Origin of the sequence: Nostoc sp. (genome assembly GCF_036917935.1) — a bacterium.
Taxonomy (GTDB): Bacteria; Cyanobacteriota; Cyanobacteriia; order Cyanobacteriales; family Nostocaceae; genus Nostoc.
In genome coordinates, this window is sequence record NZ_JBALEL010000060.1 from 47534 (window position 1) to 73512 (window position 25979).

Sequence of the window (25979 nt, forward strand, 5' to 3'; positions counted from 1 at the left end):
AACGGAATCAAAGTCCCTCTTAAAAAGGGGGGGAACGGAATCAAAGTCCCCCTTATTAAGGGGGATTTAGGGGGATCTAAGAGTATTTGATACATCACTAAGGACTTTTACAAACATCCTCTAAACCATTGGTTCAAATCATCCTCGATCGCCTCACTTATCGATTTGGCAGCAGCAGCTAAAAGTCCAAACCCTTGCTCTACCCGTTGTTGATAGTCGTGGGGGCAAATAGCAAACCTATTAGCGATCGCTCTTGCCCCCTTTTCATTCAATAGATAATCTTTATTGAGCGCGAATAAAACCTGACCAATACATACCACGCTGCGGAAACAATATCATGGCGGGCGATCGACAGCGAGAAAGTTAAAAATCGAAAGTTGTGCGAAGCACACCCACATATTGCGTATCATTTCTGCTGTCGTTTTCCGGGTTGAGAATCACCCAAAAACCAGGAGTCACTGAGATGTTGTCATTCAGGCGATAACGATAGAATGCTTCGATATGGTAAGCGTTATCTCGGTCTTGACGGACATCACTGTTCGAGACACGCGGGGGTATACCAAAGAGAATTCCCGGCAGGTTGCCTCTACCACCCACATCGGGAAACGACATACCAATTGCTCCAAACCAGACATTGGCATTGTCACCACTGTTCACAAATAGAGAATCTGTTCCACCCCTGCCATTGGAAATATCACTCAAACCAGAGTTCTTGGCATTTGCCCAAATATATCCACCCCAAGCGTGGATTTGGAAATTCGGGGAGAAGCGATAGAATCCCTGTGTGCCGACAATATCGTTGGAGGTAGCAATGTTGTTGCCAAAGGGAGCGTTTGACAAGACGCTACCCGTCCCAGCTGCGAGATCGGTTACTCCAGCAGGGCTATAGCCATGAGAGTAGGCAACACCAATCGCTCCTTGTTTACCATAATAGGCTAAGTGCGCCAGAGCATTGTAACCGCCATCAAACAAGCCGTTGCTCCCCGATGGCACATTGGGACTGCTTGCTAAATAGCCCAAGGTGAGAACCAAGTCTTTGGTGATGTTCCAGTTAGCCGCACCGCCGCCGCCACCTCGCCGGAATAAGGGGCTGTATGACCCAAAAAGTGAGGGAACCCCATTGCCGTCATCAGCGATTGTGGCGGGAGTGACGGTGGTTGTAATGTCGGTGTAACCAATGCCTGTAGGCCCAACAACGAAGTTAAGAGAATCACTGACTGGGAAGTAGTAACGGACGTGGGGAACAAAAAGTGTCTCGTTGCTATCATAGTCGAAGTTCAGCCGTGTCATCCCTGTGCCTGTGGCTGCGGCAATTTGGCTTGCACCATTGGTAGTATTTCCAAAGTTGCCAAATTCTAGCCGGACTCGCAACAAATCTTTGCCAGTAAAACTGCTTTCAAAGTTGAGACGACCCCGATTTGAAAAGTAGAGATTGGATTCATCATCTTCGCCACCGACTCTATTACCAAAGGTATCACTAATGGCGGTAATAATTTGAGCATTCAATCTAGTAGTTGTGGAAAACTGCTGCTTCTCTAATGTTGCTGTGTGTGCTTCTAGCGTATCCACTCGTCCGCGCAGAGTTGTCAGTTCTGCGGCAAAGTCTTCCTGCAACTTTTGCAGCACTACCAAATCTTCTTTTTTGACTAAATCGCTAGTGCCCGCAGCAATTAATTCATTCACTCGGTCTAAACAGGCATTTAAACCAGCTGCAAACTCATAACGACTTAAAGCACGGTTGCCGCGATAGGTTGCATCAGGATAACCTGCAATACAGCCATAGCGTTCCACCAGCGATTGCAGTGCCTGGAATGCCCAATCACTCGGTTTAATATCAGAGAACTGGGAAACAGAATTGACTTGTCCCTGCAAATTCCTATTAGCATCTGGTGCATTAGAATCATCTTCTGGAGGTGCTGCCCAAACTGCTGGAATTGTCAAAAATAAGACAAAAAAGCTATAGAAAAGAATTTTGATCATTGACTTGTTAGTTGAAAATGGTTGAATTCTGACTTTGTAACTAAAAAGATTAGACTTGAATCAAAGCTTCCAGATGATGAGCTAATCAGGATTAAAGTTACATATTTTTAGTTGAGAGTTTAGGTCACTTAAAGCAACGCTATAACTTTTTGCTCATTGCTGCTTTTCATAGCCGCTTCTATAATCCGCATGACATTAATTCCGTCTTCGGCAGTAACAGCAATTGCTTGATTATTAACAATAGATTTATACACCGCATCGTAATAATCTAAATAACTGCCCTGTGAACTTTTAACTTTTTCTCGAATTACTTTTGTGTCTTTTTCTGTATGCAGCAAGCCATATTCACTTTCCGGCTCTGTATACCAATCAAGTGTGTTAGGCTTCATACCCGCCACTAAATACTCTTCTTGTTTATCGCCTCTGCTTTTAAGAAAAGAACCCTTAGTGCCATGTATGATATAGGCCGGCGTAGGCTCACGCACAAGGAAACTTGCTTTTAATTTGACGCGCAGTTTCTCGTAGTATAATATCAACTCAAAACAATCATCTACCTGCGATCGCAGCCTGGTTATGCGGATGTCTGCAAAAATAGCATCCGGCATTCCAAATAAATGCAAAGCTTGGTCTATTAAGTGCGCCCCTAAATTGTTTAATGTTCCTGCCCCCGGACTTGGAAGTTCTACGTGTTGTTTATGGCTGAGGCTTGGTTTATATTTTTGAAATTGAAATTCTGCTTCAACAATATCACCTAATAAGCCTTCTTGGACAATTTTTTTGACTGTTTTAAAATCACTATCCCACCTGCGATTTTGATATACAGATAATTTTTTCCCCTGTTTTTCTGCCAATTCTTTCAGGTTTTTCGCTTCTGCTACTGTTGTGGTAAATGCTTTTTCTACCACTACATGTTTATCTGCAAGCAATGCTTGTTTAGCATAATCGTAATGGGTATAAGTGGGTGTATTTACTACCACCAAGATTACTTGCTTATCTGCTAGTAAGGCTTCCAAAGAAGCATAGCTTTTTACATCAGGATAATCTTGCTGTATCAGCTTTTTACTTCTTTCCCAAGAACCGGCTAATTTAAATCCGGGATGCAAATCAATAAACGGCGCATGAAATACCATGCCGGACAAACCAGAAGAACAAAGAGCCGTATTGATAGTTTCCATCTTTTTATTGATTGACTGAAGCGAAGGTTTGTATTTAATTCTTGTCTGATATTTTTCTCCGCGATGGAGGATCATAAATGGAAATGCAGACTCATTAGACGAATTAGGAAATGCACAAAATCAGGCTTGGTGAGGCAAGGGGCTTAAGCCCTAATGGCACTAAAAAAAGATATAGCCCTTGCCCTGACTGGTGACTGGTTCCCAGCCTCCAGCCTGGGAACCGATTCTGGGAGGCTCCGCCTCCAGTAGCTTGACGGGAGGCAGCAGCCCTCTTTGAATACATTCCCAGCCTAGAGGCTGGGAACGAGGCGACACATGCCTTTAGGCTTTACAAGCGTGAGATTCTCCCCTTAAGCCCCTTGTTCTATACAACCTCACAGGTAATCGGTATAATACCAATTTAATGTGAAGTTGCACATATCTTGATCCCCCTAAATCCCCCTTATAAAGGGGGACTTTGATAGATGTTTTTCCGGTTCCCCCCTTATTAAGGGGGGCTAGGGGGGATCGAATTCTATGCAGCTTCATAAAAAATTGGTATAAGGCTAAAACTATTTGTCAAAGCCATTTTTTTTAAGGAACCGCAGAGGCGCAGAAAACACAGAGATCCGAATTACGTACAGTGGTACTAGATGGATGCCAATTACATGTCTTCTAACTCGATTCCTTTGGTTTCTTTAATAAAAAAGAGAATGAAAAAGAATGAGGTAGCCGCTGCAATTGTATAGAGTCCATAGGCAGAACCTAGACCGAAATATTGCAGTATAGGAGGAAATGTTGTGGAAATAACGAAATTCGCAACCCATTGTATGGCAGCAGCAATCGAAAGCGCGGCGGCTCGAATTTTGTTATTAAACATTTCTCCCAACAGCACCCAAACCACTGGCCCCCAGGAGAAGCCGAAGCAAAAGACATAGAGGTTGGCTGCAATCAGAGCCATAGTCCCGGCGCTTCCGGTGAGATTGGGGTTCCCAGCAGCATCGAGGGGAGCATTGCCAAAAAGATAAGCCATCGTCCCCAAGGTAAAGGTCATGCCTATTGACCCTACTATCAGTAAGGGCTTGCGACCAAATTTATCTACGAAGGCGATCGCAATCAGTGTTGTAATAATGTTGACGGCTCCTGTAATCACCGTGATTGATAGGGAATCTTTTTCGGAAAAGCCGACAGCACGCCACAAAACGCTGCTGTAGTAGAAGATGACATTAATCCCAACAAATTGCTGTAATACAGATAAGCCGATTCCTATCCAAACAATGGGGAGGAGTCCGCCACTTCTGGTTAAGAGGTCAGAAAAACTGGGTTGGCGTTCGCGAAGCACTGTCTGCCGAATTTCTTCGATTTTTGGCAGCACATCGCCCCCTAAAATCTTGGTCAGAACGTTAGCAGCTTCTGGCTCTCGTCCTTTAGCAACTAAGTAACGGGGAGATTCAGGAATTGTTAAAGCCACCATCCCGTAGAATACTGCTGGCGGGACTGCTGTCCAAAACATCCAGCGCCAAGCTGCAACTCCAAACAAAAACGGCGAGTCTGCTGAACCTGCTGACACAGCGATAAAGTAGTCGCTCAATAAGGCGACGAAAATTCCGACTACGATCGCTAATTGTTGCAGAGATCCTAACCTTCCCCGCAAATGGGTGGGAGAACATTCGGCAATGTAAGCTGGGGCGATGACGCTGGCAACGCCGATGCCAATCCCACCTAATACTCGCCAAAAGATAAAATCCCAGATAGTGAAGGCAAGCCCAGAGCCAATAGCACTGATAGTAAACAATACCGAAGCGACCACCATTGCGTTGACTCGACCATAACGGTCTGCAATCTGTCCCGCAAAGAAGGCTCCTACCGCAGAACCCAGTAATGCTAGGGATACTGCCAGCCCTGTTACCCAACTACTGGTGTTAAAAGCTTTTGCTAGAGATAAAACCGCGCCGTTGATTACAGCAGTATCAAAACCGAATAAAAACCCGCCGAGGGCAGCAGCACCAGCGATCAAAATGACATAAAACGTGTTGGCTTTACGACGAATAGTAGTAGAAGACATAGTTTATATATTGGGAATTGGGAATTGAGAATTGGGCATGGGGTATGGGGCATTGGTTAGTTATTCTCCGCGTCCCCCAGTCCCCAGTCCCATCCTTCAACGTCTGGAACGTCTGCGTAACCGATCGATCATTACTGCCAAAATAATTACTAGTCCTTTGACGACTAGTTGCCAGAAGTAAGATAGGTTCAACAAGGTTAAACCGTTATTGAGAATAGCAATAATCAATGCACCTAAAAGGGTGCCGCCAATGGTACCTATACCACCTGTAAAGCTGGTTCCACCTAGAATAACAGCTGCGATCGCATCTAATTCATAACCCTGACCTAATACGCCACTGGCACTATAAAGACGGCTGGCGCTCATGATTCCTCCTAAGCCTGCCAGTAATCCGCTAATACCATAGACGAATAGCAACACCCGATTAACTTTAATTCCTGTTAATCTTGCTGCCCGCTCGTTACCACCAACGGCATATATCTGCACTCCTAAAACAGTTTGCCGCAACACAAACCAGCTAGCTATCACAGTCAGTAGCGCAATGATTACTAGCCACGGCAGGGGGCCGACATAACTATTACCCACCCAAGCAAAATTTATGTCCCGGTTAATTAGCGTTGTCCCCTTGGCAACCAAGAAGGCAACACCCCGCAAGGCTGTAAGTGAACCCAGGGTGACAATAAAAGGTGGCACATCCAAGAAGGTGATGAGAGCGCCGTTGAGTAAGCCTAACAGCAATCCTGCTAGCAAGGCAGCAGGTACAGCCGCCCAACTTAAAGCCGGTAGTAGCGATACCAACAGGGCAACTACGGCAGAAACAGCTAAGATTGACCCAACGGAAAGGTCAATACCTCCGGTGAGAATTACAAAGGTCATTCCTGTCGCCAGCACAATATTGATTGATGCCTGACGCAAGATATTGACGATGTTACCGGCGGTGAGGAAGTTGGGAGAAAGGAATGCAAATAAGATGCAGATAATTACTAAGATTGGCAAAATACCCGCAACTTCCAACAGAGTGCTAATTGATTTCCGGTTGCGGGATACGGGATTGTTGGCTGATTTATTGATAGGCGGTCTGACTATTTGACTCATGATGCTAATACCTCCGATGCTCCAGTTGCATAGTGCATAATCTTTTCTTGGGTGATTTCTTTACCAAGACTGCCATCCAGTTCGCCTACCAGCTGTCCTTCTCGCATCACTAAGACGCGATCGCTCATGCCGACAATCTCCGATAGTTCGCTGGAAACCATTAAAATAGCAACACCTTGCGCTGCTAATTCGCTCATAATTCGGTAAATTTCACTTTTGGCACCAATATCTACGCCGCGTGTTGGCTCATCTAACATCAACACTCTCGGTTTAATGGCTAACCAACGCGCTAGCAGTAGCTTCTGCTGATTACCACCAGAAAGATCGAGCGCTCTAATTTCCAAATTGGCTAGACGGATATTAAAGTTTTCCACCGCGTCTGTTGACAGCCGATTCACTGAAGGCCAGTTAACAATTCCACCCCTTGCATCCTGCTTGAGTGTATTGATAGCAATATTCTTGCGGGCGCTCATCTCCAGAAATAAACCTTGGTCTTTCCGGTCTTCTGGAACGTAGCCAATTCCCGCCGCAATGGCATCACTGGGGGTATTAATTTCCAGTTTTTTGCCATTCAAGAATACTTCACCACTAGCCTTACGGTCAGCACCAAAAATCAGCCGCGATAGTTCTGTGCGTCCGGCACCAACCAGCCCAGCTAAACCCAGAATTTCTCCAGCATGAAGTTCAAAACTAGCCGGCTCAATCTTCTTGCGGGCGTCGCTCATATTTCTGACTGACAGCACGACGGCGCCAGGATTCATTTGCCGTTGATGTTCGTAAAAGTCTTGCATGGAGCGACCGACCATCATCTGCACCAATCGCTGGGGAGAAATTTCGCTGCGTGTCAGACTGCCAATATATTGACCATCGCGCAACACACTAATCCGGTCAGCTAGGGCATAGATTTCTTCCATGCGATGGCTGATGTAAATAATCGCAATACCATCACGCCGCAGTTTGCGAATGACCTCAAATAAATGGTCGCTCTCGCGGTCGGATAGGGCTGCTGTTGGTTCATCCATCACCAAAACGCGGCTTTTATCCTTCAGCGCCCTGGCAATTTCCACTTGCTGCTGTTCGGCAATGGATAAGGTACCAACTATAGTCTGCGCGGTAAAATTGGCTCCCAGACTTTCCAGCACTTCTTCTGCTTCCAGTTGCATCGCTTTCCGGTCTAAAAGCTGACCTCGCCGCAACTCGCTACCCATAAACATATTTTCGGTAACGGTTAAATTCGGTGCAACATTCAGTTCTTGATAAATCAGATTAATACCCGATTTGCGTGCTGTCGCCGGATCGGTAATTTTCAAGGGTTGACCATTGATGCGAATTTCTCCTTCATCGGCAATGTAAGCCCCAGCCAGGATTTTCATCAATGTGCTTTTGCCTGCTCCGTTTTCACCCATGAGGGCGTGAACTTCTCCTGGGTAAATTGTGAGATTAACATTTTGGAGCGCAGATACACCATGAAATCGTTTTGTAATTCCTTGCATTTCTAACACTGGCGTGCTATTTGGTGTATCAGAAAGTGAGGTTTCAATATTTGTTGTCATGAGCAAAACCTGTAAAAACTATTTAAAATTTGCGTAGGCGCAGCCCAACCCAGATATCGGGAATTAGAAATTAATAAACTCATATTTGATTGAGCGCAAAATCATGTTTTAAAAGCTGACTGGAGACGCGATTAATTGCGTCTGTACTAAGGAGTTGTCAAGAGATATTTTCATCCTTTGTTGTTAACGTTATTTCAGAGAGATTGTGGAGAAAATCTAAGTGCTATAAATAGACACTCAAACTTTCCACTAATGCACATACATAGCGGTTTTCGATTCGGTGCAGCAGAGTTTTAACCTCTTTCTAAACCCATCTTTCTATTAAAAAAAAGACAGGAATAGAGATGACGTTTGGTATTAATTTAAATGAAAACTGTCGGACATTCTAGGTATGTGCCAAAACTTTACAAATGCACCAAAGGATTGATATCAAAAGACATAATTTTCAATTGCAAATTCACAATTTTTATTACTTCCAGCCTTTTTCTGTGCTGACGTTATCTTTTGTGATCAACTTAACTGGAATCAAAATGGTGGAATTGCTAGGTTTTTTCCCATTTAAAATGTCGTTGCCAACTTGAACTGCTTTTTCGGCCATCCCTCGCGGATTTTGAGTAGCAGTTGCTGCATATATACCATCTTTATTGGCGATCGCAGTGATTGCTTCTGGCGCACCATCAACCCCGACAATAAAGAAATCTTTACGTTGTGCTTGGTTAGCTGCTAATTCTGCGCCGACTCCACTCGGATCGTTGATGGCAAAAACCGCATCAATCTTGGGAAAGGTTGTGAGCAAATCAGTCATAACTCTCAGTCCTCCATCCCGACTACCCTCTGCATTTTGGTTTTTGGAGAGTATTTTGATATCAGGATATTTAGACAATACGTTCTCGCAGCCAGTAACTCGCTGAATTACCGAGTCTACTGGTGGCCCGTTAACTATGACAACACTACCTTTACCTTTGAGGCGATCGGCAATATATTTGCAACTAACTTCTCCAGCTTGGACATTATTAGTAGTAATGGTGGCATCTACACCTCCTTCCGCACCTGTATCTACTGCAATGACAATTCTACCTGCAAGTTTTGCTTTTTCAATTGCTGGTTTAATGCCACTTTTATCAGCAGCATTGACGATAATGATGTCAGTATTGGAAGCAGTGAAATTTTCAATTTGATTGCTTTGTTGGTTGAGGTCATAGGCACTGGAAACTACGGTAACGTTGACATCCTTACCGCCGATCTTCTTCGCTTCTGCTTCAGTTGCTTGTCCCATGAGGACGAAGAAGGGATTGCTTAAATCACCAACGGTAAAGGCAACCGATTTTAATTTTCCATTCCCAGTGGCGGTTTTAGTTTCTGCACTAGTATTAGTAGCAGGTTTGGTATCAGTGTTAGTAGCTGTGTTGCTATCGGGAGAAGCATTTGTACAGCCGACAAGACTACCACTGATGATACCTAATAAGCTAGCTGCGATTACGCGAAGCGTAACACCAGAGGTAAACGCAATCTTTTTCACATTCATATATCTCCTAGAAGTCATTCTTAGTTACACCAAATTTGAAAACGATGTATTTTAAAAAACTGGGTAAAATATACTAACCTTACGCCGTGTGCAACTTTCTCTCAGACCTAACCCCCAACCCCTTCCCTACAAGGGAAGGGGAGCAAGAATCAAAGCCTCTCTCCCTGTGGGGGAGAGGTTTGGAGAGGGGTTCTAAGGATAAGTTGCACATCGCGTAACCCTCCTTTATCAACCCTTTTTCTGTGTTTTGTAATTACGAATTACAAATTACCAGCCTTGGTAGCTGCTGAGGTTCTCTCTAGTAACCAAGTTGACTGGAATCAGAATATTTGGTGACTCAGGTTTTTTACCCTGGATGATATCGTTGCCAATCTGAACCGCTTTTTGAGCCATCCCTGCGGGATTTTGAGCAGCAGTTGCAGCAAATACACCATCTTTATCTTCCATCGCTTTGGTTGCATCTGGCGATCCGTCAACCCCAACAATAAAAAATTCTTTACGTCTTGCTTGTTTAGCTGCTAAATCTGCGCCGACACCGCTTTGATCGTTAGTGGCAAAAACGGCATCAATTTTGGGAAAGGTTGTCAGCAAATCACTCATAACTCTTAGTCCTCCATCCCTAGTTCCTTCAGCGTTTTGGTCTTTAGAGATGAGTTTGATATTAGGATATTTGGACAATGACTTCTCACAGCCACCCACTCGCTGATTGATTGAGTCCATCGGAGTACCGTTGAGAATGACTACACTACCTTGACCTTTGATGCGATCGGCAATATATTGGCAAGCAACCTCACCAGCTTGGGTATTGTTGGAACTAATCATCGCATCCACATCTGCATCAACGGCTGAATCTACTGCAATCACAACCCTACCTGCATGTCTTGCTTGGTCAATAACTGGTTTAACTCCTTTTTTATCAACAGCACTGAGGATAATTAGGTCAGTATTCGCAGCGGTAAAATTTTCGATTTGGTTGCTTTGTTGGTTCAGATCAAAAGCACTAGAAACCGCATTAACTCTGATATTACCCCCGATTTTTTGGGCTTCTGTCTCAGCCCCCTTCTGCACTGCATTATAGAAAGGATTACCTAAGTCACCCAAAGCAACGCCGATTGTTTGCAATTTTCTATTTGGAGAACTAAGATTCTCTGCACTTATATTAGTAGCCTTGTTAGTAGTATTAGTAGCAGTTTTGTCATTTTGAGCGCTATTTGTGCAGCTAACAACCGCGAAACCTAATATGCCAACTATGAGCGAGATTCTCTTCATATTCGTCTATTTCTAACAACGGAATTTAAATTTGAGAAAGTCAGCAGAATATAAATCTGCACAGTTATCACAATATCTATTAGGACTGAAAACTTTAGACCTAATCTAGTGATACTACTAGCTCTTCTAAATCTGACTCCAAAAGTCTTATGACTTGACGTAATTGGAGTTAGTGCGATTAGTTTTACGAAACTAGATGTTTTATTTTTAAAGCAAAACTATGAACACCACACTACTTAAAATAAGTAGATTATTTTTTGGTGAAATTACTTCGGTAGTACATAGTCTGAAAAGAGCTTTTGAGTGAAATTTTCAGAAATTAGTTTTCTTAAAATCGTAAAACTTTATTTGGTTTTGACTTTTTTCATTTTATCCTGCTCCCTCGCAAAAATTATTTTTCTTTATCGAACTTTACAAACAAAAAAGCTTTTATATCTCCCTCCACGTCATCTAAAGTGTTCATATTAAAGCATTTGCAGTAATCAGCAAATTGAAGATTTATGAAAAGGTTAAAAACGGTAACATTTCTCAATCAATCTGCTTCCGAAAATATCTGATTATGAGAGAAAAATTTTTGATCATAGTGTTAGATTTTGGGAAATGTAAACATCCTTCGGTTAGATTTTCTAAATTAACTCAAATCTCCTTGTCAAGCTTACTTATTTGTTATTGCTCCTCTATAGGAATCATATTTGATTTCTGAAAAAATCTCGGTAGTCTTGTAGTGAACTGTCATGGCTTTAATGTTGCAAAAAAATTGCTTTGTTGGGTGGAGGCTTTGCGTAACCCAACATCCGGATAATCAGTTGGGTTACGCAAAGCCTCCACCCAACCTACGTCTACGTCTAATGCACTATTAAAGCCATGACAGTTCACTAGGTGCATTTCAAAAATCAAATACTAGTCTTATATCACTTGAAGACAATAGAGGAGTAAACAAGATAATATTTTTATGCCTGATTTGGTATAAAGAACATTTGCTACCTGTTTTATGCTTTCACATCTCAATTTTGACTCCTAACTTTATGTAGTTTAAAAGTTTAATGTTGCGGGTAAATATTTAACCACTAAATCTTCATAGTATGGTTTTAATTTCTGCCAATCAGGAGGAATAGGGGTTTTTGAATACAAATCGTAGGGATTGAATAAGCTTACCCATTTAAACATTTCTTGATCATGTTTATCCATCAAATGTTGATATGCATTTTCACGATGTTGAGGATAAAATGAGTGATAGCGAAGCATATACAATGCAGGTTCGGGTAAATAGTTTTTCATCATCTGATAAAAATACTCATCATGCCCCCATGATAGATGTACATTACTCAATCCACAGTTAGGCTCATAAATGCCATATTTAGTGTTGTAATCGAGGTTATTATAATCAGGGTTTTCTTTGAAGAATTCTGAGAAAACAATTTTATCAGAAAATGCACAACCTACAGGATAAGTATCCCCGACGGTAGCCCATTGAGGTTCACCAAATAGACAAAGCACTTTCCCCATATCGTGAAAGAAGCCGGTAAGTACCATCCAGTCAGGATGACCATCGGCGCGAATAGCTTCTGATGTTTGCAATAAATGCTGTAACTGATCCATATCTGTATCAGGATCGGAATCATCAACCAATTGATTCAAAAATTCGACTGCATCCCAAACAGACATTTCTTTTTTATCAAACTTCAAAAATTCTTTTTCTTTTTGAAGTACAAAATTATATGTTTGATTAATATGATTTAACCGATAAAACTCTTTCACCGTATCTCTAATAGTCGTTTCGTAATTCCTGTACTCTTCGGTAGTTTTACCTTCTTTAACTATGCTGTCTGGATCGGGATAGCGATTAAGTAAGTCTTCTTCCCATTCTTCTAGTGAATCTAAGGGATTGTTTTCAACCTGAGTAATGGCATTATTTAGGATTTGAGACATGTCTTCCTAGTTGTCGATATTGTATTTGTTAAATGGTATTTTCGCACTCCCTTATGCACAGGTGTGCAAAATCTGTCTTAGACTTATTTATTATTTTTGCACACGTGTGCAAAAATAGGTGTTAAGTTTCATTTCGTCTTCTCCTACCTATGCATAATTTATTTCTTCAACTGTTTTGTCCAATCTGCTTGGCTCAGAATTAGGAATTAGGCAAAAAATTGACAAATTAGACAAAGTGTGATGATAGTTAAGACAAGGCACTGATGCGATCGCTAATTGTCAGAGATTTTGATGTCTTCTCAGTAGCGACGACCTGAGACCACAGCGATCGCATCATACCCTGTAGCATCAAGGAATATGCTCATCGCGTTATTTTCCAAAGCATGGCGAGACGGGTAATAATTAAATAAATAGTTAAAAAACTAAATATCAGCTGATCTTTTGTTTTACACACCTGTGCAAAAACTATACTTATTAATTTTTTTGTCGGACTAAATCAGCGTACTATCAATTTGTTAATTGTACAGCAGTGGAATACTTGATAATATTAGCCAATTCTTGTATCTGGTTTATTGCTTCTGCACCCTCCAACTTCATTAATTCGCGATCGTCCCACAATTCCATCCAAGTAATCCCGTAATCAGACACTAAAAATCGAATCAGGTGCTTTTCTCTAAGGCTAACCATAAATGAAGCACTCTTCATTTGGTCGCCACATGTATAACAAGACGCAGTATAGCCACGCTGCTCAAGTATAATTGTCAAGGCTTGCAGGTTCATTACCAAGTCTTGGACGAATTCCTGATGTTTTTGCGCTAATCTTAGAAACACTAGTTTTCTCCTACCACTACAGTTATGTGGTTGCTTTTATAATTTCTTTAGACTTACATCTGATGTGATTTAGTTGCCAAAAGTTGATGTTTCCGGAGATACGTGATTAATCTTAATATTACGGTTGTCACGCATAAGCTAAATTTCCAAAGCTGTTCTAATGTTTTGGACAATTATCTGGGGTGCCTGTGCAACATCCATACATAGAGTATCTACTGGTTCTTCAAGTGTATAAAACTGGCTATCGAGCAGTTTTTCGCTCATGTAATGATTGCTACGCTCTTGCAACCGCATTTGAATCAACTCATAAGACCCTTTGAGGTAAACTAGCTTGATGCGTTCGCTATCCAATACCAAAAATTGCCGATAGCTATCTTTTAAAGCCGAACACGCCAGCACCACATTTTTATTTTCTTGCAGCCAATGCTTTATGGCTGTTTGCAAATCTTGTAACCAAGGCATTCTGTCATCTTCACTCAAAGCGATACCGCGCCGCATTTTCTCAACATTCTCTGGCGAGTGAAAAGCATCAGCGTCGCGAAACTCCCATTCTAAGGAGTCTGCTAGCAGTTTTCCGATGGTGCTTTTGCCAGAACCTGATACACCCATTACGAGAATAATCATTTTTTTATTAAGAAAAGTAAAACTAATTCGTAATTCGTAATTTGTAGTTGTAATCATGGACGGAGGTAAAAGTCATGACTCCTGACTCCTTTCGATGCCAAATGTGAGTTGTATTAAAATCTCTTGACAAATAACGATTATTTTCTATAATACATACTATTGCACACGTGTGCAATATTTAAAAGCTAAGATAAAAAATGAATAAACGAAGAATTTCAATTGAAGATATTGCTCGCAGAGCAGGCGTTTCTCATTCTACAGTTTCACGTGCTTTGCGAGATAACGCTCTAATTAGCCCGAAAGTGCGAGAAGAAATTAAGCGACTGGCGCAGGAGATGAGCTATGTGCCCAATGCTATTGCTCAAAGCTTGCAAAATAAACGTACTAATACTATTGGTGTAGTAGTAACTTCAATTTCAGATCCCTTTTTTGCAGAGGTGGTAGAGGGAATCGAGAAGATAGCCAGACCGGCAGGCTTGAGTGTTTTATTGAGTGCTTCACACCGAGATTTTGAGCAGGAAATGGCAGCTATTGATACTTTTCATCGCCGTAGGGTAGACGGGATCTTAATAGCCGACTCACGAATTAGTAAGCAGCATATCAAGCAACTCACACAAATTGCTGTGCCAACAGTTTTGATTAATAGTCAAACTGAAGATCAATCGGAAATATTTCACTCAGTAGCAATAGACGATCGCTTAGGTGCTAAATTAGCCACAGAGCATCTAATTAGTCTGGGACACACCGCCATTGGTTATCTGGGTGTAGGCGATCGCAGCAGGTCAAACCAGCAGCGCCTAGAAGGGTATCGAATGGCCCTTGCGGAAGCTGGTATCCCACCAAATACTGATTGGGTTTCAATTAGTGATGAATATGATACTAGAATCAGCGATGTTGCCACCGGGCAAAATATGCTTTCTAAACTATTGGTTGCGGAAGTGACAGGCCTTTTTTGTTACAACGATATGGTAGCAGTTGGCGCTCTGTTAGCCTGTCAAGAACTAGGTATTTTAGTACCGCGAAATTTAAGTATCGTCGGATTTGATGGTATTGCTCTGGGCTGTTACGTTACACCAGCGTTGACCACAGTCAGCCAGCCAATGTTAGAAATTGGTGGCTATGCCATGCAAATGTTACTCGATTTATTAGAAGAAAAAACTGTGGAAAACCGCGTTTTATCTCCTTTTCTATTACAGCGTGGTAGTAGTGCAGCATTATTAACAATTTAAAATTCAAAACAATTTATGTCCGAGATTTTAACCAAACAAAAATTATGTTAACCAAAAAACCGACTTTATCTCCCAATCGCTGCTTTTCTCCAGAACCAGTTCAAAGACGATTAGCTCATCAATTTTTTGATAGTATATCTGCGTTACCTCTAGTTTGCCCACACGGCCACGTAGATCCAGCCTTGTTAGCTAATCCCGCAGCCCGTTTTGGTTCACCAACCGAATTACTGATTATTCCTGACCACTACCTGTTGCGGATGCTTTATAGTCGGGGCGTATCTCTGCAAGCTTTGGGCATACCTACCAGTGATGGTTCACCAGGAGAAACCGACCACCGCAAAATCTGGCAATTGTTCGCCGACCATTTTTATCTATTCCAGGGTACTCCATCCGGGTTGTGGCTGAAAGAGGAACTAACTAACGTCTTTGGGGTGGATGAACCTTTAAACTCTGGCAATGCCGGATATATCTATGATTGTCTGGAAGGTTTGTTAGCCTCACCTGAGTTTTCCCCTCGTGCATTATTCAAACGCTTTAACATCGAAGTGCTTTGTACTACCGACGCCGCCAGTGATAACCTAGAGAATCAGCGATCGCTCCACGAAGCAGGTTTTACTCAAATCAGACCGACTTTTCGACCAGATGCAGTAGTTAACCTGGATGCTCCTGGTTGGCGCGAAAATCTTAGCAAGTTGGAAACTAGTATCGGTAAAGAAATTAACACTTACGCCAATTTTTTGCAAGCTCTCGAAGAACGTCGAGCTTTCTTTAAAAAAATGGGGGCGACAGCTACCGATCAAGGTGCAGCTACACCTTATACCACACGCCTTTCTGACCAAGAAGCCGAAGCTATCTTTGCTAGAGCATTAAACAGCCAGCTGAATCCAGGTGATATAGAACATTTTACCGGTCATATCTTCATGGAAATGGCGCGGATGAGTGTAGAAGATGGCTTGGTGATGCAAATGCATTGTGGTGTGATGCGTAACCATAACCCGGCTTTATTTGAGAGATTTGGATCTGATAAAGGTGCTGATATTCCCGTAAAAATAGAGTGGACTCAAAATCTACGCCCGTTGTTGTCAGCTTACGGTAACGATCGCCGCTTCCATTTAATCATTTTTGGTATGGATGAAAGCACTTATAGCCGCGAGATGGCTCCGTTAGCTGGTCATTATCCCACTGTGTTGCTGGGGCCGCCTTGGTGGTTTCATGACAGCGTAAATGGCATGGAGCGTTATTTCAATCAGGTAATGGAAACTGCTGGAATTTATAATACTGCTGGGTTTAATGATGATACACGGGCTTTTGTTTCGATTCCGGCTCGTCATAATGTCTGGCGGCGAGTAGCTTGTAATTGGTTGGCTGGATTGGTAGCGCGGGGATTGGTTGAGGAGGAGGAAGGGTATGATATGGCTCGTGCTTTGGCTTATGACCTCGCTAAGGTTGCTTACAAGTTTGAGGGGAATTGAGAGGGGAATTTAAACGCAAAGGGGCGCAAAGGGAAGCGCAGAGGTACGCAGAGAATTTTACTAAGTGGGGGAATTATTTTGATTTTAAGTAAACTTTTTGGTTTGAAGGAGCGGGTTGCGGTAGTCACGGGTGGTTCTGGTGTGCTTGGTGGGGCTATGGCAAAGGGTTTGGCTCTGGCTGGAGCGCGAGTGATCGTTTTGGGTCGCAATGAAGTCAGGGCGGGGGCGGTGGTGGCTGAGATTACTGCTAATGGTGGAGAAAGTATGGCTGTGGTGGCAGATGTTAGCGATCGCTCTCAATTAGAAATCGCTAGGGATGTTATTATACAGCGTTGGGGTAAAATAGATATCTTGGTAAATATGGCTGGCGGTAATATTCCGGCTGCCACAATTACTGCTGATGCGACTATTTTTGATCTGCCTCGCGTTGCTTTTGAGGAAGTAGTTAGCCTCAATTTAGTTGGGACTCTATTACCTTGTCAGGTTTTTGGTCAAGCAATGGTGGAAAGAAGTCAGCCCCACGGTTGCATTGTGAATATTTCTTCTATGTCTGCTATTCGGGTGATTAGCCGCGTGGTTGGCTACTCAGCCGCGAAAGCTGGGATAGATAACTTTACTCGCTGGCTAGCCGTAGAACTCGCCCAAAAGTATGGTGATGGGATGCGAGTAAATGCGATCGCACCAGGTTTTTTTATTGGGGAACAAAATCGAGATTTACTCCTAAATGCAGATGGCAGTTTGACCGTTCGCGGGCAAAAAATCATTGATCATACGCCCGCCGGACGTTTCGGAAAACCAGATGAATTACTCAGCACCTTGATCTGGTTATGTAGTTCTGGTTCGAGTTTCGTCAACGGGGTAGTTGTGCCGGTAGATGGTGGATTTAGTATTTACAGTGGAGTTTAATCATGTATTCACTGGCTGTCAATCACGGGACACTTTCCGATGAGCAAGTTTCCGGGTTAGTTCATCAAGCTTTAGCAGACCCTAAGTTTGATGGACAGCGCATCTTGGTGTTAATTCCAGATAGTACCCGCACTGCTCCCATCCCGCAAATGTTTCGATTGCTGCATCAAGAGTTGAGTAAAAGGGTTGCGGCTCTGGATTTTTTAATTGCTCTGGGTACACATAATCCCATGAGTGAAGAACAAATCAATCACTTGGTAGGAGTAACACCAGAGGAACGAGAGACAACTTTTAAAAAAGTTCGCATCTTTAACCATCTTTGGAATGAGCCAGATACCTTTATTTCTTGTGGGGTAATTTCGGCAGATGAAATAGCAGAAATTAGCGGCGGAATGCTACATCAGTCAGTTGATGTGCGTGTTAATAAGCTTGTAACAGCTTATGATTTAATCGTGATTTGCGGCCCAGTTTTTCCGCACGAAGTTGTCGGTTTCTCTGGTGGAAATAAATATTTTTTTCCTGGTATTAGTGGTCAAGAAGTAATTAATCTCTCCCACTGGTTAGGTGCTTTAATCACCTGTTACGAAATTATTGGTACACTGGGAATAACACCAGTTCGGCGTTTGATTAACCGAGCCGCTAGTCTGATTTCTACCCCAAAGCTTTGTCTGGCGATGGTGGTTGCACCGAAAACAAATCAGCTAGCTGGACTCTATATAGATAAACCAGAGTCAGCCTGGGAAGACGCTGCAAAATTATCAGCTAAACTGCATATTAAATATGTAGATCAGCCTTTTAAACAAGTGCTTTCAGTAATGCCCCAAATGTATGATGACATTTGGACAGCAGCTAAAGGCATGTACAAGCTAGAGCCAGTAGTGGCCGACGGAGGCGAAGTAATTATATATGCACCTCACATTACCGAGTTTAGCTATACACACGGCGAAATTCTGTCCGAAATTGGCTATCATGTGCGAGATTACTTCCTCAAACAGTGGCATAAATTTCAAGAGTATCCTGCTGGAGTGCTGGCCCATAGTACTCACTTAAAAGGGATGGGTACTTTTGATCCGATAAAAGGGGAACAAGCGCGGATTCGCGTGACTTTAGCTACTGGCATTTCTGCTGAACGCTGTGCTGCTCATAATTTAAACTATCGCGATCCGGCGACTATTCAACCCACTGAATGGGCTAACCGAGAAGATGAAGGCATCTTGCTTGTGCCCAAGGCTGGCGAGATACTATACCGTCTACGTTACAGCAATTTTTAGTTAAATAAATCATAGACAGCGATATCTACGATGGGCTACGCCTACGCAATTGCAGGTTAAGATTTTAAACTTCGCGCTATTGTTGATCAAACGTCAGCGAACAAAAAAGCATGGGTGGCAAATTAATTGTATTTGAAGGGGTGGAAGGGTGTGGCAAAACCAGCCAAATGCAGCTTTGTTCTGAGTGGTTGCAAAGTCTAGGTGTTTCTGTAGTGGTAACTCGTGAACCAGGGGGAACAGAGTTAGGTTTACATCTTCGCCGCTTGTTACTAGAAAAGGCAGAAGATAAACCAGTTGCAGAAGTGACAGAACTATTGTTGTATGCTGCTGACCGATCGCAACACGTTGAACAAGAACTTAAACCAAATCTCGCCGCCGGGAAATATATTTTATGCGATCGCTACACTGACTCTACCATTGCCTACCAAGGATATGGTCGCGGTCTTAACATGAGTTTAATCAATCAGCTGAACAATATTGCTACTGGTGGTTTAGAAAGTGACCTAACTATTTGGTTAGATGTCGATGTCGAAGTCGGACTGTCCCGCAAACTCTTAGGCAAAGTAGGACTAGACCGCATTGAACAAGAGACAATCGCTTTTCATCGCCGCGTTCAGCAAGGATACGTACATTTAGCAGCATCGCATCCCTCACGAATTGTTCGGGTAGATGGCAGCTTGAGTAAAGAAGCTGTACAACAGATAATTCAAGGAATTTTGCGCGTACACCTGCGCTTGGCAAAATAGGCGAAAATAAACCTAATACTTGACAATCATAGGTAATATGCTATACTATTTTGTCAAATGCGTTGATGCTCATCCACACACCTCGCCCGAACCTTGAAAACCGCATAATTCCGTTGAGGTGTGTCGATGCCTTATTTGCCAAAATCAAAGAAAATCACTCCTCACTCCCCAAAATTGCTAGACTGAACGTTGAAACACTACTGAAAGATTATTAGCTGGCATTTGGTAAATCTGTTTCAAGTTAAGATTTTGTGCGCTAGCTACTGCTACAACATCATCCAAGTTACGCACACCCCACTCCGAGTTTTCGGCGCGTAAATATTGGTCAAAAGCTGCATTACTCGCTGCTGTATGTTCGTAACCTTGTTTGAAGGGGCCATACAAATAAAGGATACCTCCTGCTTTTAGGATACGACCTGCCCCTGCCATTAACCCCAGACAGGCTGACCAAGGTGAAATGTGAATCATATTGATGTTGACGATAGCGACAATTGGCTCCGTATTCGGCCCATCAAATGCACCATTCTCTACTTGCCAAACTGGTTCTCTTACATCTAGCTCAAGCGGTGCATAAACGTTATCACATACATTGTGTTCAGTCCATGAAATAATGCTGGCTCTTAATTGCGGATTTACATCTGTTGGTAGCCACAGACAATCCCTGAGCTTGGATGCAAAAAAGACTGCGTGTTCACCAGTACCACTTGCTATCTCTAAAATAGTGCCGCTCTTTGGCAACACTTCTAAAAGTACTTCTAGAATTGGTTCGCGGTTACGCTCGGTTGCTGGGGCGTATTGTCGTGCGTCTTGTGGTGTCATCTATATCGTTTCCTAATCATAGAAGGTACATCTTAGAGGATGTCTGAAAAGTTTTTTTGTATACATCTAACCCTTGGAGATCCCCCTAAATCCCCCGATAAATTGGGGGACTTTAAGACTTTTATTCCCCCCTTTTTTAAGGGGGGTTAGGGGGGATCGATAAGTGCCTAAAATCACAGCCAACCACTTTTCAAACAACCTCTTAGACGCAATGGCGATCGCTAGCTTCTTGGCACAAGTCCATCCAGTGTAAAATAGATTACCTGACAGCGCAATATGTAGGGGTAAGTGAGGAGTTATGGGGGGTTGCAGTGGGGACTTGAGCAACCAAAACCAAGTTCCCATTGGCATCGATTACCCAACCTTGGGCTTCCACAATTTGAGTAGGTTCATTGACAGAATTAACCTTCTGTAATTTTTCTTCTATGTTTCGCGGCTTGTGAACAACCGCTCTTTTCTGAATCCCCTCAGCACGATTCTTACTCTCTGGAGAGAGTGCTATCCAATCTACAAGCACCGCATCATCAGCTATCAATGGCTCCGTGGGATCGGCTACTACTCCTCCACGCCCAGTAGTAATAAACGAACTCCTTCCTATTTTTCGACCAGAATTACAATCAGCAACAATTTGCTGCGAAGCATCAACCAGATTTACAGGCAATTCCACTAATCCTTTACTGGGGTCAGCATCTGGTGAGTTGATTTGTACTGTGCCATCTAATGAAGGGTTCTGCCGAGAAAACGCTGTGATGTCATTTGTTAGCAGCTTATTTGGGTTTTTTTCGCCTGTTGGATCAAGCCTTTCTACGTCTGCACCTGTGGGCGACGTAAATCCAAAGATGTTTTTAGTAGTAATTTGAATTTTACCACCAGAGCCAAAGTTGGCATTGGCGGTGATATCGCTATTTCCGAAGGGAGGGGCGACAATGAAGCCATTAGGTGCATTGATGGTGATCTTTCCGCCATCTCCATCACTCGCGGCATTAGTGGATATTTGACTCTTACGGCGCATAAGTAATAAGTCCCGCACCTGTAGCGTAATATCTCCACCTTTACCTGATACGGTTTCAGATGTGAGTTTTCCTTGGTTGTCCAAACTGATGCTATGTGCATTTATATCAAGATTGCCTGCATCTCCTGTTCCCTTGCTACTAACGCTTACTTGAGCTGCATCTTGGACAATCAATTGTTGAGTTGCGATCGCAATGTCCCCTCCTGAACCTGTAGAGATGGGTCTGGTACTAGCAAACAGCCCACTGCTAGCTCCTTCATTTTGAACTCTCTTCTCTCCCGGAAAATTAATGTCGGCGTTATTCTTTCGTTCAGTGAAGGTGGAGTCACTTCCAGAAAGTGTAATGCTGTCAGTAGCATTAACGGTAATATTGCCTGCATTTCCAGAATCGCTAGCAGTAGTGATAACTTGTCCACCATTAATGGCTTCAAAGGTCGTCGCGTTAATAGTAATGCTACCTGCATTACTCTGATTGAGAGTTTGACTATTCACAATACCACCATCTGTTATCCGAAAATGCGGCGTATTAACGGTAATATTGCCTGCTAGACCTTCGGCATATGTCTCGGTAGCTGTAAATAAGCCACTAGAAAAACCTGTTTCAGGACTACTGCCTGAAATCGTCACAGAATCAGATGCATTGACTGTGATATTTCCCCCCTTGCTCTGCCCTCCAAGGTTTTGGTTTTGTGCCGTTTTATTGATAACGGAAGCACCTATTTGAGATCCAACACTTAAGGAGAGCGCTCGAGTAGTGATGTTAATTTCACCACCATTACCGACTCCTCCGGCTGACACATTGCTAAAAATTCCACTCTTTGTCAATGATTCGAGAGAGACAAGATCCGAAACCTCTAATAATATGTTTCCGGCATTTCCCTGTCCAGCGGTTCCGGTATTCACAAAACCCCCATCCTTTATAGAAAGTTCCCTCGCCGTGATTTTGACGTAGCCACCGTTACCTATTCCTTCTTCTCCCACACTGCTATCTATACGAGAATTGTTTCCCTCAGAATCCTTTCCAACAACTGTAACAGCGCCATTACTAACATCAATGTTTACGTTCCCAGCATCTCCTTTACCAAAAGTCGCGGCTTGCACTTGACCAGCGTTGCTTAAAAAGAGCGATCCAGCCTTAATATTGATGTTGCCACTATTGCCCTGTGCTTCAGGTCGCACTCTGTTGAGGATTCTACTCCCGTCTGTAACTTTCACTTCTCCTGTGGCATTGAGCGTAATATCTCCAGATTGACCGCCAATTTCCCCTGGATTTATCCCGCTAAAAAGCCTAGTTGTGTTTCCTGAAACGCCTATATCTCCTGCATTGACCGTGATACTACCGCCACCATTAGCAGTGACATCAACTTTAGCTCCATCGGTCAGAAATACATTTGCTAATGCGGTATTTTCAGGAAAACTTAAGCGGAAATTGTTGTTATCAATATCTAACCCTATTACTCCTGGTTCAGCCAATCCTCCCAATTCCACTCGACCGCCAAAAGCGTTTAATATTCCTCCGTTTAAGTTTACCTCCCCACCAACCAGGAGCAAACTCTGTCCATCAGGAACTCTTAAACCAAATACCTTTGATGATATATCTACTCCTGCTGGTGCGATTGAATTGTTGGGAATTGCTCCGTTAGCACTTTGATAAAACAAGGCTGAAGGATTGACTGTCAATAATGGAACCTCAGAAGCAGAAGCCCTAAAAAAGCCCTGATTCCCAAATTGAATAGCATTAGCTGTAGTCCCTACAAATGACCCGCCAACTTGCAACTTGGCCTTCTCTCCAAAGATAATCCCATTAGGATTTATCAAAAACAGGTTGGCGTTACCTCCTGATACGCCTAATGTCCCAAAAATATTGGAAGGTCGATTCCCTGTTACCCGAGTCAGAATGTTCCTGACTCCCGGATCAACGAATAGAACTGTTGCTCCTGCATCTACATTAAACTGAGAAAAACTGTGAAAAAGATTGCTCCCACGTTGAAGCCCACCCCCAATATTGCAAGTTCCAGTACATGTGTCTAGTGTGGTTGGGGTAGTTCCATCTATCTGGATAGATTGAGCCTGGACGGTACTGGTCGCAGTTACTAAACACAGGGAGATACTGCAAGCACCCCACAACATATAAAAGCGCTGTTTCATAAACAAATTACGAAAAAATTACGGCTCTATTGGCTCTTTTATGGAACCTAATACTATAAACTTGTTGCTTGACAGCTTTAAAAGCTTATAGGGAAAGGCTTTCATGATTTAGATGTGCATTATTTGATCATAAGCTTAGTGGCTCCACCATAGAAGAAGTGGTAGAACCAAAATTACCAGTCAACCGGAACATGAAATCTTGAGGATGTGGAAAGGAGGGCAAACGCATGGGATTTATGAAACTCTTTGGGCAAGGATATTGATGAAAAAATAGCCGACATGATAAAACGCCCAAATCCTTGCTATTAAAGAATTCTTATACTTAAGATGCGTTTGCCTTGACGTGGAAAGTAAGTAATAGTTGCGTCTTGATAATCGGTAAAAGCAATGCCCAAAACTACACAATTACTTCAGGCATAAACTCTGGTCGAGGAGGTGGAGGATCTATCGTTCCGTCAGCAATTAATACTGCTCCGCCTTCTTGCATCAAGTCATTTTCTGACTCAATAAAGGTAGTATCATTTGTTCCACTATCATTAGGTTCTGTTATCTCTTGTTGTAGAGAAGATTTTTTTGTCTTAGCAAGATTTAGAGCAATATTTCGATTCATGACTTTTCCCCTAAGTTAAAAAAGCTACTGTCAATTAGTAATTCAGGTTGGTTTGTGAAAATTACGCTTTGTGTAACAGAACTTTATATTCTTCTACTGAATTATTGCCTTTTCTAGAAACCAAGGCGCTGATATCAATAATTGGGATGTGTGAAAACCCTTTATCGGCAACTTGCAAGCTAGTTATGCTATTAAAATCGCTGACCTGTAGTAACTTCAAATCTAACTTCTCCTTGGTCACTAATTCCTAAGTCGCCTCGAATCAGCCCAAAAGATGACTTCACTCGCAATCCTAAGCCGTAACCAAAGCCACTTCCAGGTTTGTTTCGCAGCACTCCTGGTTCTCCTAGCACGGTTTCGCTAGACCCGAAATCTGAGGCGAGGTCAGTAAAAAGAACTCCTCCGATTGACTGAAAAATTGGGAAACGATATTCCACAGAAGCTAAACCATAACTCCGACCACTGGCAACTTTTCCATAACCGTAACCCCTGACAGAATCTAGCCCACCAATATTAAAAGCATCAGCTGGTGGAAAGTCTCCAATAGTGGTGCCAATTTGGAAATTAATCGCTAGCATTTCTGGATTATCGGTTGGTCTACCATTACCTATCCAACTGACTGGTAAATATTGAATATAATTTCCCTGTAGGCGGTTGCTGGAAATATTGCCCAGTCCAATAGGAATCGCTTGTTCTGTGCTGAAGGTGAGGATTGATCCTTGAGTCGGATTGTCTCGGCGATCGCGTTGATCTCTGGATACAGCAAATAATACTGTAAATAAGTCATCAATGCCAGTACCGCTCACAGATAAAGGACTCCCGAATCTATCGACCTGTGCAACGTTATATTCGCGATCGCGTAGGCTAATCCTGGTATAATTGAAACTTATAGCTGCATCCCACTCATCAAAAGATTTTAAAACTCCCACAGAACCGCCAAACCTTCCCTCGCGCACTGTGTCACCGTTAGACAATCTGATATCTTCGTTGAAGGTTCCCGATATATTTCGACTACGAAAACCTCTGATCCTGTAGCCTAAGCGGTTTGGTTCTTCAGGACGATAACGACTAATGAACTGACCATTAAATTGGACATCTTTACCGCTGATTTGCAAAGTTGTATCTAATTTATCGTTAAGACCGCTGATATTTGCATCTTTATAACCCACCCGACCGTATAGCCCAACATCGTCGTTATCACCGCCTCCTAAAATTAGAGAAGGGAAACTACGCTCTTTAATTTCATAGATCAGATTAACGCTCTTGGTATCTTCTTGGCGATAAACATTGACTTCATTAAATGACTCTAATCTCCTCAATCGTTGCAAGTCTGCTTCTAGTAAATCTTCACGGAATACCTGACCAGGTTTGAGTTTCAGCAGACCAATGATAAAATCTTTGCGAGTACGTCCTTTGATCGGCTGACCTTTGTCATCGAGTAACTGATCTTTATCATTCACAAAACGAATCTGGATGTCTTTGACAATTCTCTGGGAAAATTCGATAGACTGAGTATCTACTGGAGTTAATCCTATATAATCACCATATTTGGCATACCCTTCCTGTATCTGTAATGTAGGTTCTGTTGCCACAATACTACCAGCGCCATCTTGAGTAGAAGATTGCGAGTTTGCAATGGCTTCTAGATTTTCTCCACCTATTAAGATTACTGCGATCGCAACTACAACTATTTGAATACGCATAAATACAGCTTTGTCATTACCCACATTTTGGGAACAGT

Annotated in this window: 20 protein-coding genes; 5 read left to right on the forward strand and 15 right to left on the reverse strand. The window is 42.7% G+C overall.

What is annotated here, in order from left to right:
• Window positions 1-107: 107 nt before the first annotated feature.
• The 11 genes from V7K62_RS25375 to V7K62_RS25425 all read right to left on the reverse strand — a co-directional run bounded on the left by V7K62_RS25375 (window position 108) and on the right by V7K62_RS25425 (window position 14025).
• Window positions 108-272 carry a hypothetical protein gene (locus tag V7K62_RS25375; protein WP_334868964.1) on the reverse strand — a complete coding sequence of 55 codons (165 nt, stop codon included), beginning with the start codon at window positions 270-272 and terminating at the stop codon, window positions 108-110.
• A 91-nt stretch (window positions 273-363) separates the two neighbouring features.
• Window positions 364-1980, reverse strand: coding sequence for an iron uptake porin (locus tag V7K62_RS25380; protein ID WP_334868966.1), 1617 nt, complete (start codon window positions 1978-1980; stop codon window positions 364-366).
• Between the two features lie 128 nt (window positions 1981-2108).
• Window positions 2109-3230 carry a Gfo/Idh/MocA family oxidoreductase gene (locus V7K62_RS25385; protein ID WP_334868968.1) on the reverse strand — a complete coding sequence of 374 codons (1122 nt, stop codon included), beginning with the start codon at window positions 3228-3230 and terminating at the stop codon, window positions 2109-2111.
• 568 nt (window positions 3231-3798) lie between these two features.
• The gene (locus tag V7K62_RS25390; RefSeq protein WP_334868970.1) at window positions 3799-5199 is read right to left on the reverse strand and encodes a sugar porter family MFS transporter; all 1401 of its coding nucleotides are present in this window, start codon (window positions 5197-5199) and stop codon (window positions 3799-3801) included.
• Between the two features lie 96 nt (window positions 5200-5295).
• Complete coding sequence (locus tag V7K62_RS25395; RefSeq protein ID WP_334868972.1) at window positions 5296-6294, reverse strand: ABC transporter permease subunit; 999 nt, start codon at window positions 6292-6294, stop codon at window positions 5296-5298.
• Window positions 6291-7847 carry a sugar ABC transporter ATP-binding protein gene (locus V7K62_RS25400; RefSeq protein WP_334868974.1) on the reverse strand — a complete coding sequence of 519 codons (1557 nt, stop codon included), beginning with the start codon at window positions 7845-7847 and terminating at the stop codon, window positions 6291-6293. The genes V7K62_RS25395 and V7K62_RS25400 overlap by 4 nt, the downstream gene beginning before the upstream one ends.
• 469 nt (window positions 7848-8316) lie before the next feature.
• Complete coding sequence (locus V7K62_RS25405) at window positions 8317-9372, reverse strand: ABC transporter substrate-binding protein (protein ID WP_334868976.1); 1056 nt, start codon at window positions 9370-9372, stop codon at window positions 8317-8319.
• A 267-nt stretch (window positions 9373-9639) separates the two neighbouring features.
• On the reverse strand, window positions 9640-10641 hold the full coding sequence (locus V7K62_RS25410; protein WP_334868978.1) for a substrate-binding domain-containing protein: 1002 nt from the start codon (window positions 10639-10641) through the stop codon (window positions 9640-9642).
• Window positions 10642-11673: 1032 nt separating this feature from the next.
• Entirely contained in the window at window positions 11674-12570 is an 897-nt protein-coding gene (locus V7K62_RS25415) for an inositol oxygenase family protein (protein ID WP_334868980.1), read from the reverse strand.
• A 507-nt stretch (window positions 12571-13077) separates the two neighbouring features.
• Window positions 13078-13401, reverse strand: coding sequence for a DUF1815 family protein (locus tag V7K62_RS25420; protein ID WP_334868982.1), 324 nt, complete (start codon window positions 13399-13401; stop codon window positions 13078-13080).
• 138 nt (window positions 13402-13539) lie between these two features.
• Entirely contained in the window at window positions 13540-14025 is a 486-nt protein-coding gene (locus V7K62_RS25425; protein ID WP_334868984.1) for a gluconokinase, read from the reverse strand.
• 197 nt (window positions 14026-14222) lie between these two features.
• On the opposite strand from V7K62_RS25425, the gene V7K62_RS25430 reads away from it, so the two are divergent.
• From V7K62_RS25430 to tmk, 5 genes are all read left to right on the forward strand, one after another.
• Entirely contained in the window at window positions 14223-15254 is a 1032-nt protein-coding gene (locus V7K62_RS25430; protein WP_334868985.1) for a LacI family DNA-binding transcriptional regulator, read from the forward strand.
• 44 nt (window positions 15255-15298) lie between these two features.
• Window positions 15299-16726, forward strand: a complete 1428-nt coding sequence (gene uxaC, locus V7K62_RS25435; protein ID WP_334868987.1) for a glucuronate isomerase — start codon at window positions 15299-15301, stop codon at window positions 16724-16726.
• Between the two features lie 78 nt (window positions 16727-16804).
• Window positions 16805-17632 carry an SDR family oxidoreductase gene (locus tag V7K62_RS25440; protein ID WP_334868989.1) on the forward strand — a complete coding sequence of 276 codons (828 nt, stop codon included), beginning with the start codon at window positions 16805-16807 and terminating at the stop codon, window positions 17630-17632.
• A 2-nt stretch (window positions 17633-17634) separates the two neighbouring features.
• Window positions 17635-18903 carry a lactate racemase domain-containing protein gene (locus tag V7K62_RS25445; protein WP_334868991.1) on the forward strand — a complete coding sequence of 423 codons (1269 nt, stop codon included), beginning with the start codon at window positions 17635-17637 and terminating at the stop codon, window positions 18901-18903.
• Window positions 18904-19013: 110 nt separating this feature from the next.
• Window positions 19014-19649, forward strand: a complete 636-nt coding sequence (gene tmk / locus V7K62_RS25450) for a dTMP kinase (protein WP_334868993.1) — start codon at window positions 19014-19016, stop codon at window positions 19647-19649.
• Between the two features lie 177 nt (window positions 19650-19826).
• On the opposite strand, the gene V7K62_RS25455 is transcribed toward tmk, so the two are convergent.
• The 4 genes from V7K62_RS25455 to V7K62_RS25470 form a co-directional block, all read right to left on the reverse strand.
• Window positions 19827-20468: a DUF938 domain-containing protein gene (locus V7K62_RS25455; protein ID WP_334868996.1), complete on the reverse strand. Its 642-nt coding sequence runs from the start codon at window positions 20466-20468 to the stop codon at window positions 19827-19829.
• 259 nt (window positions 20469-20727) lie between these two features.
• A complete protein-coding gene (locus V7K62_RS25460; protein WP_334868998.1) occupies window positions 20728-23628 on the reverse strand; it encodes a two-partner secretion domain-containing protein in 2901 nt (966 codons plus the stop codon).
• Between the two features lie 397 nt (window positions 23629-24025).
• The gene (locus tag V7K62_RS25465; protein WP_334869000.1) at window positions 24026-24238 is read right to left on the reverse strand and encodes a hypothetical protein; all 213 of its coding nucleotides are present in this window, start codon (window positions 24236-24238) and stop codon (window positions 24026-24028) included.
• Between the two features lie 191 nt (window positions 24239-24429).
• Window positions 24430-25941, reverse strand: a complete 1512-nt coding sequence (locus V7K62_RS25470) for a BamA/TamA family outer membrane protein (RefSeq protein ID WP_334869001.1) — start codon at window positions 25939-25941, stop codon at window positions 24430-24432.
• Window positions 25942-25979: the final 38 nt, after the last annotated feature.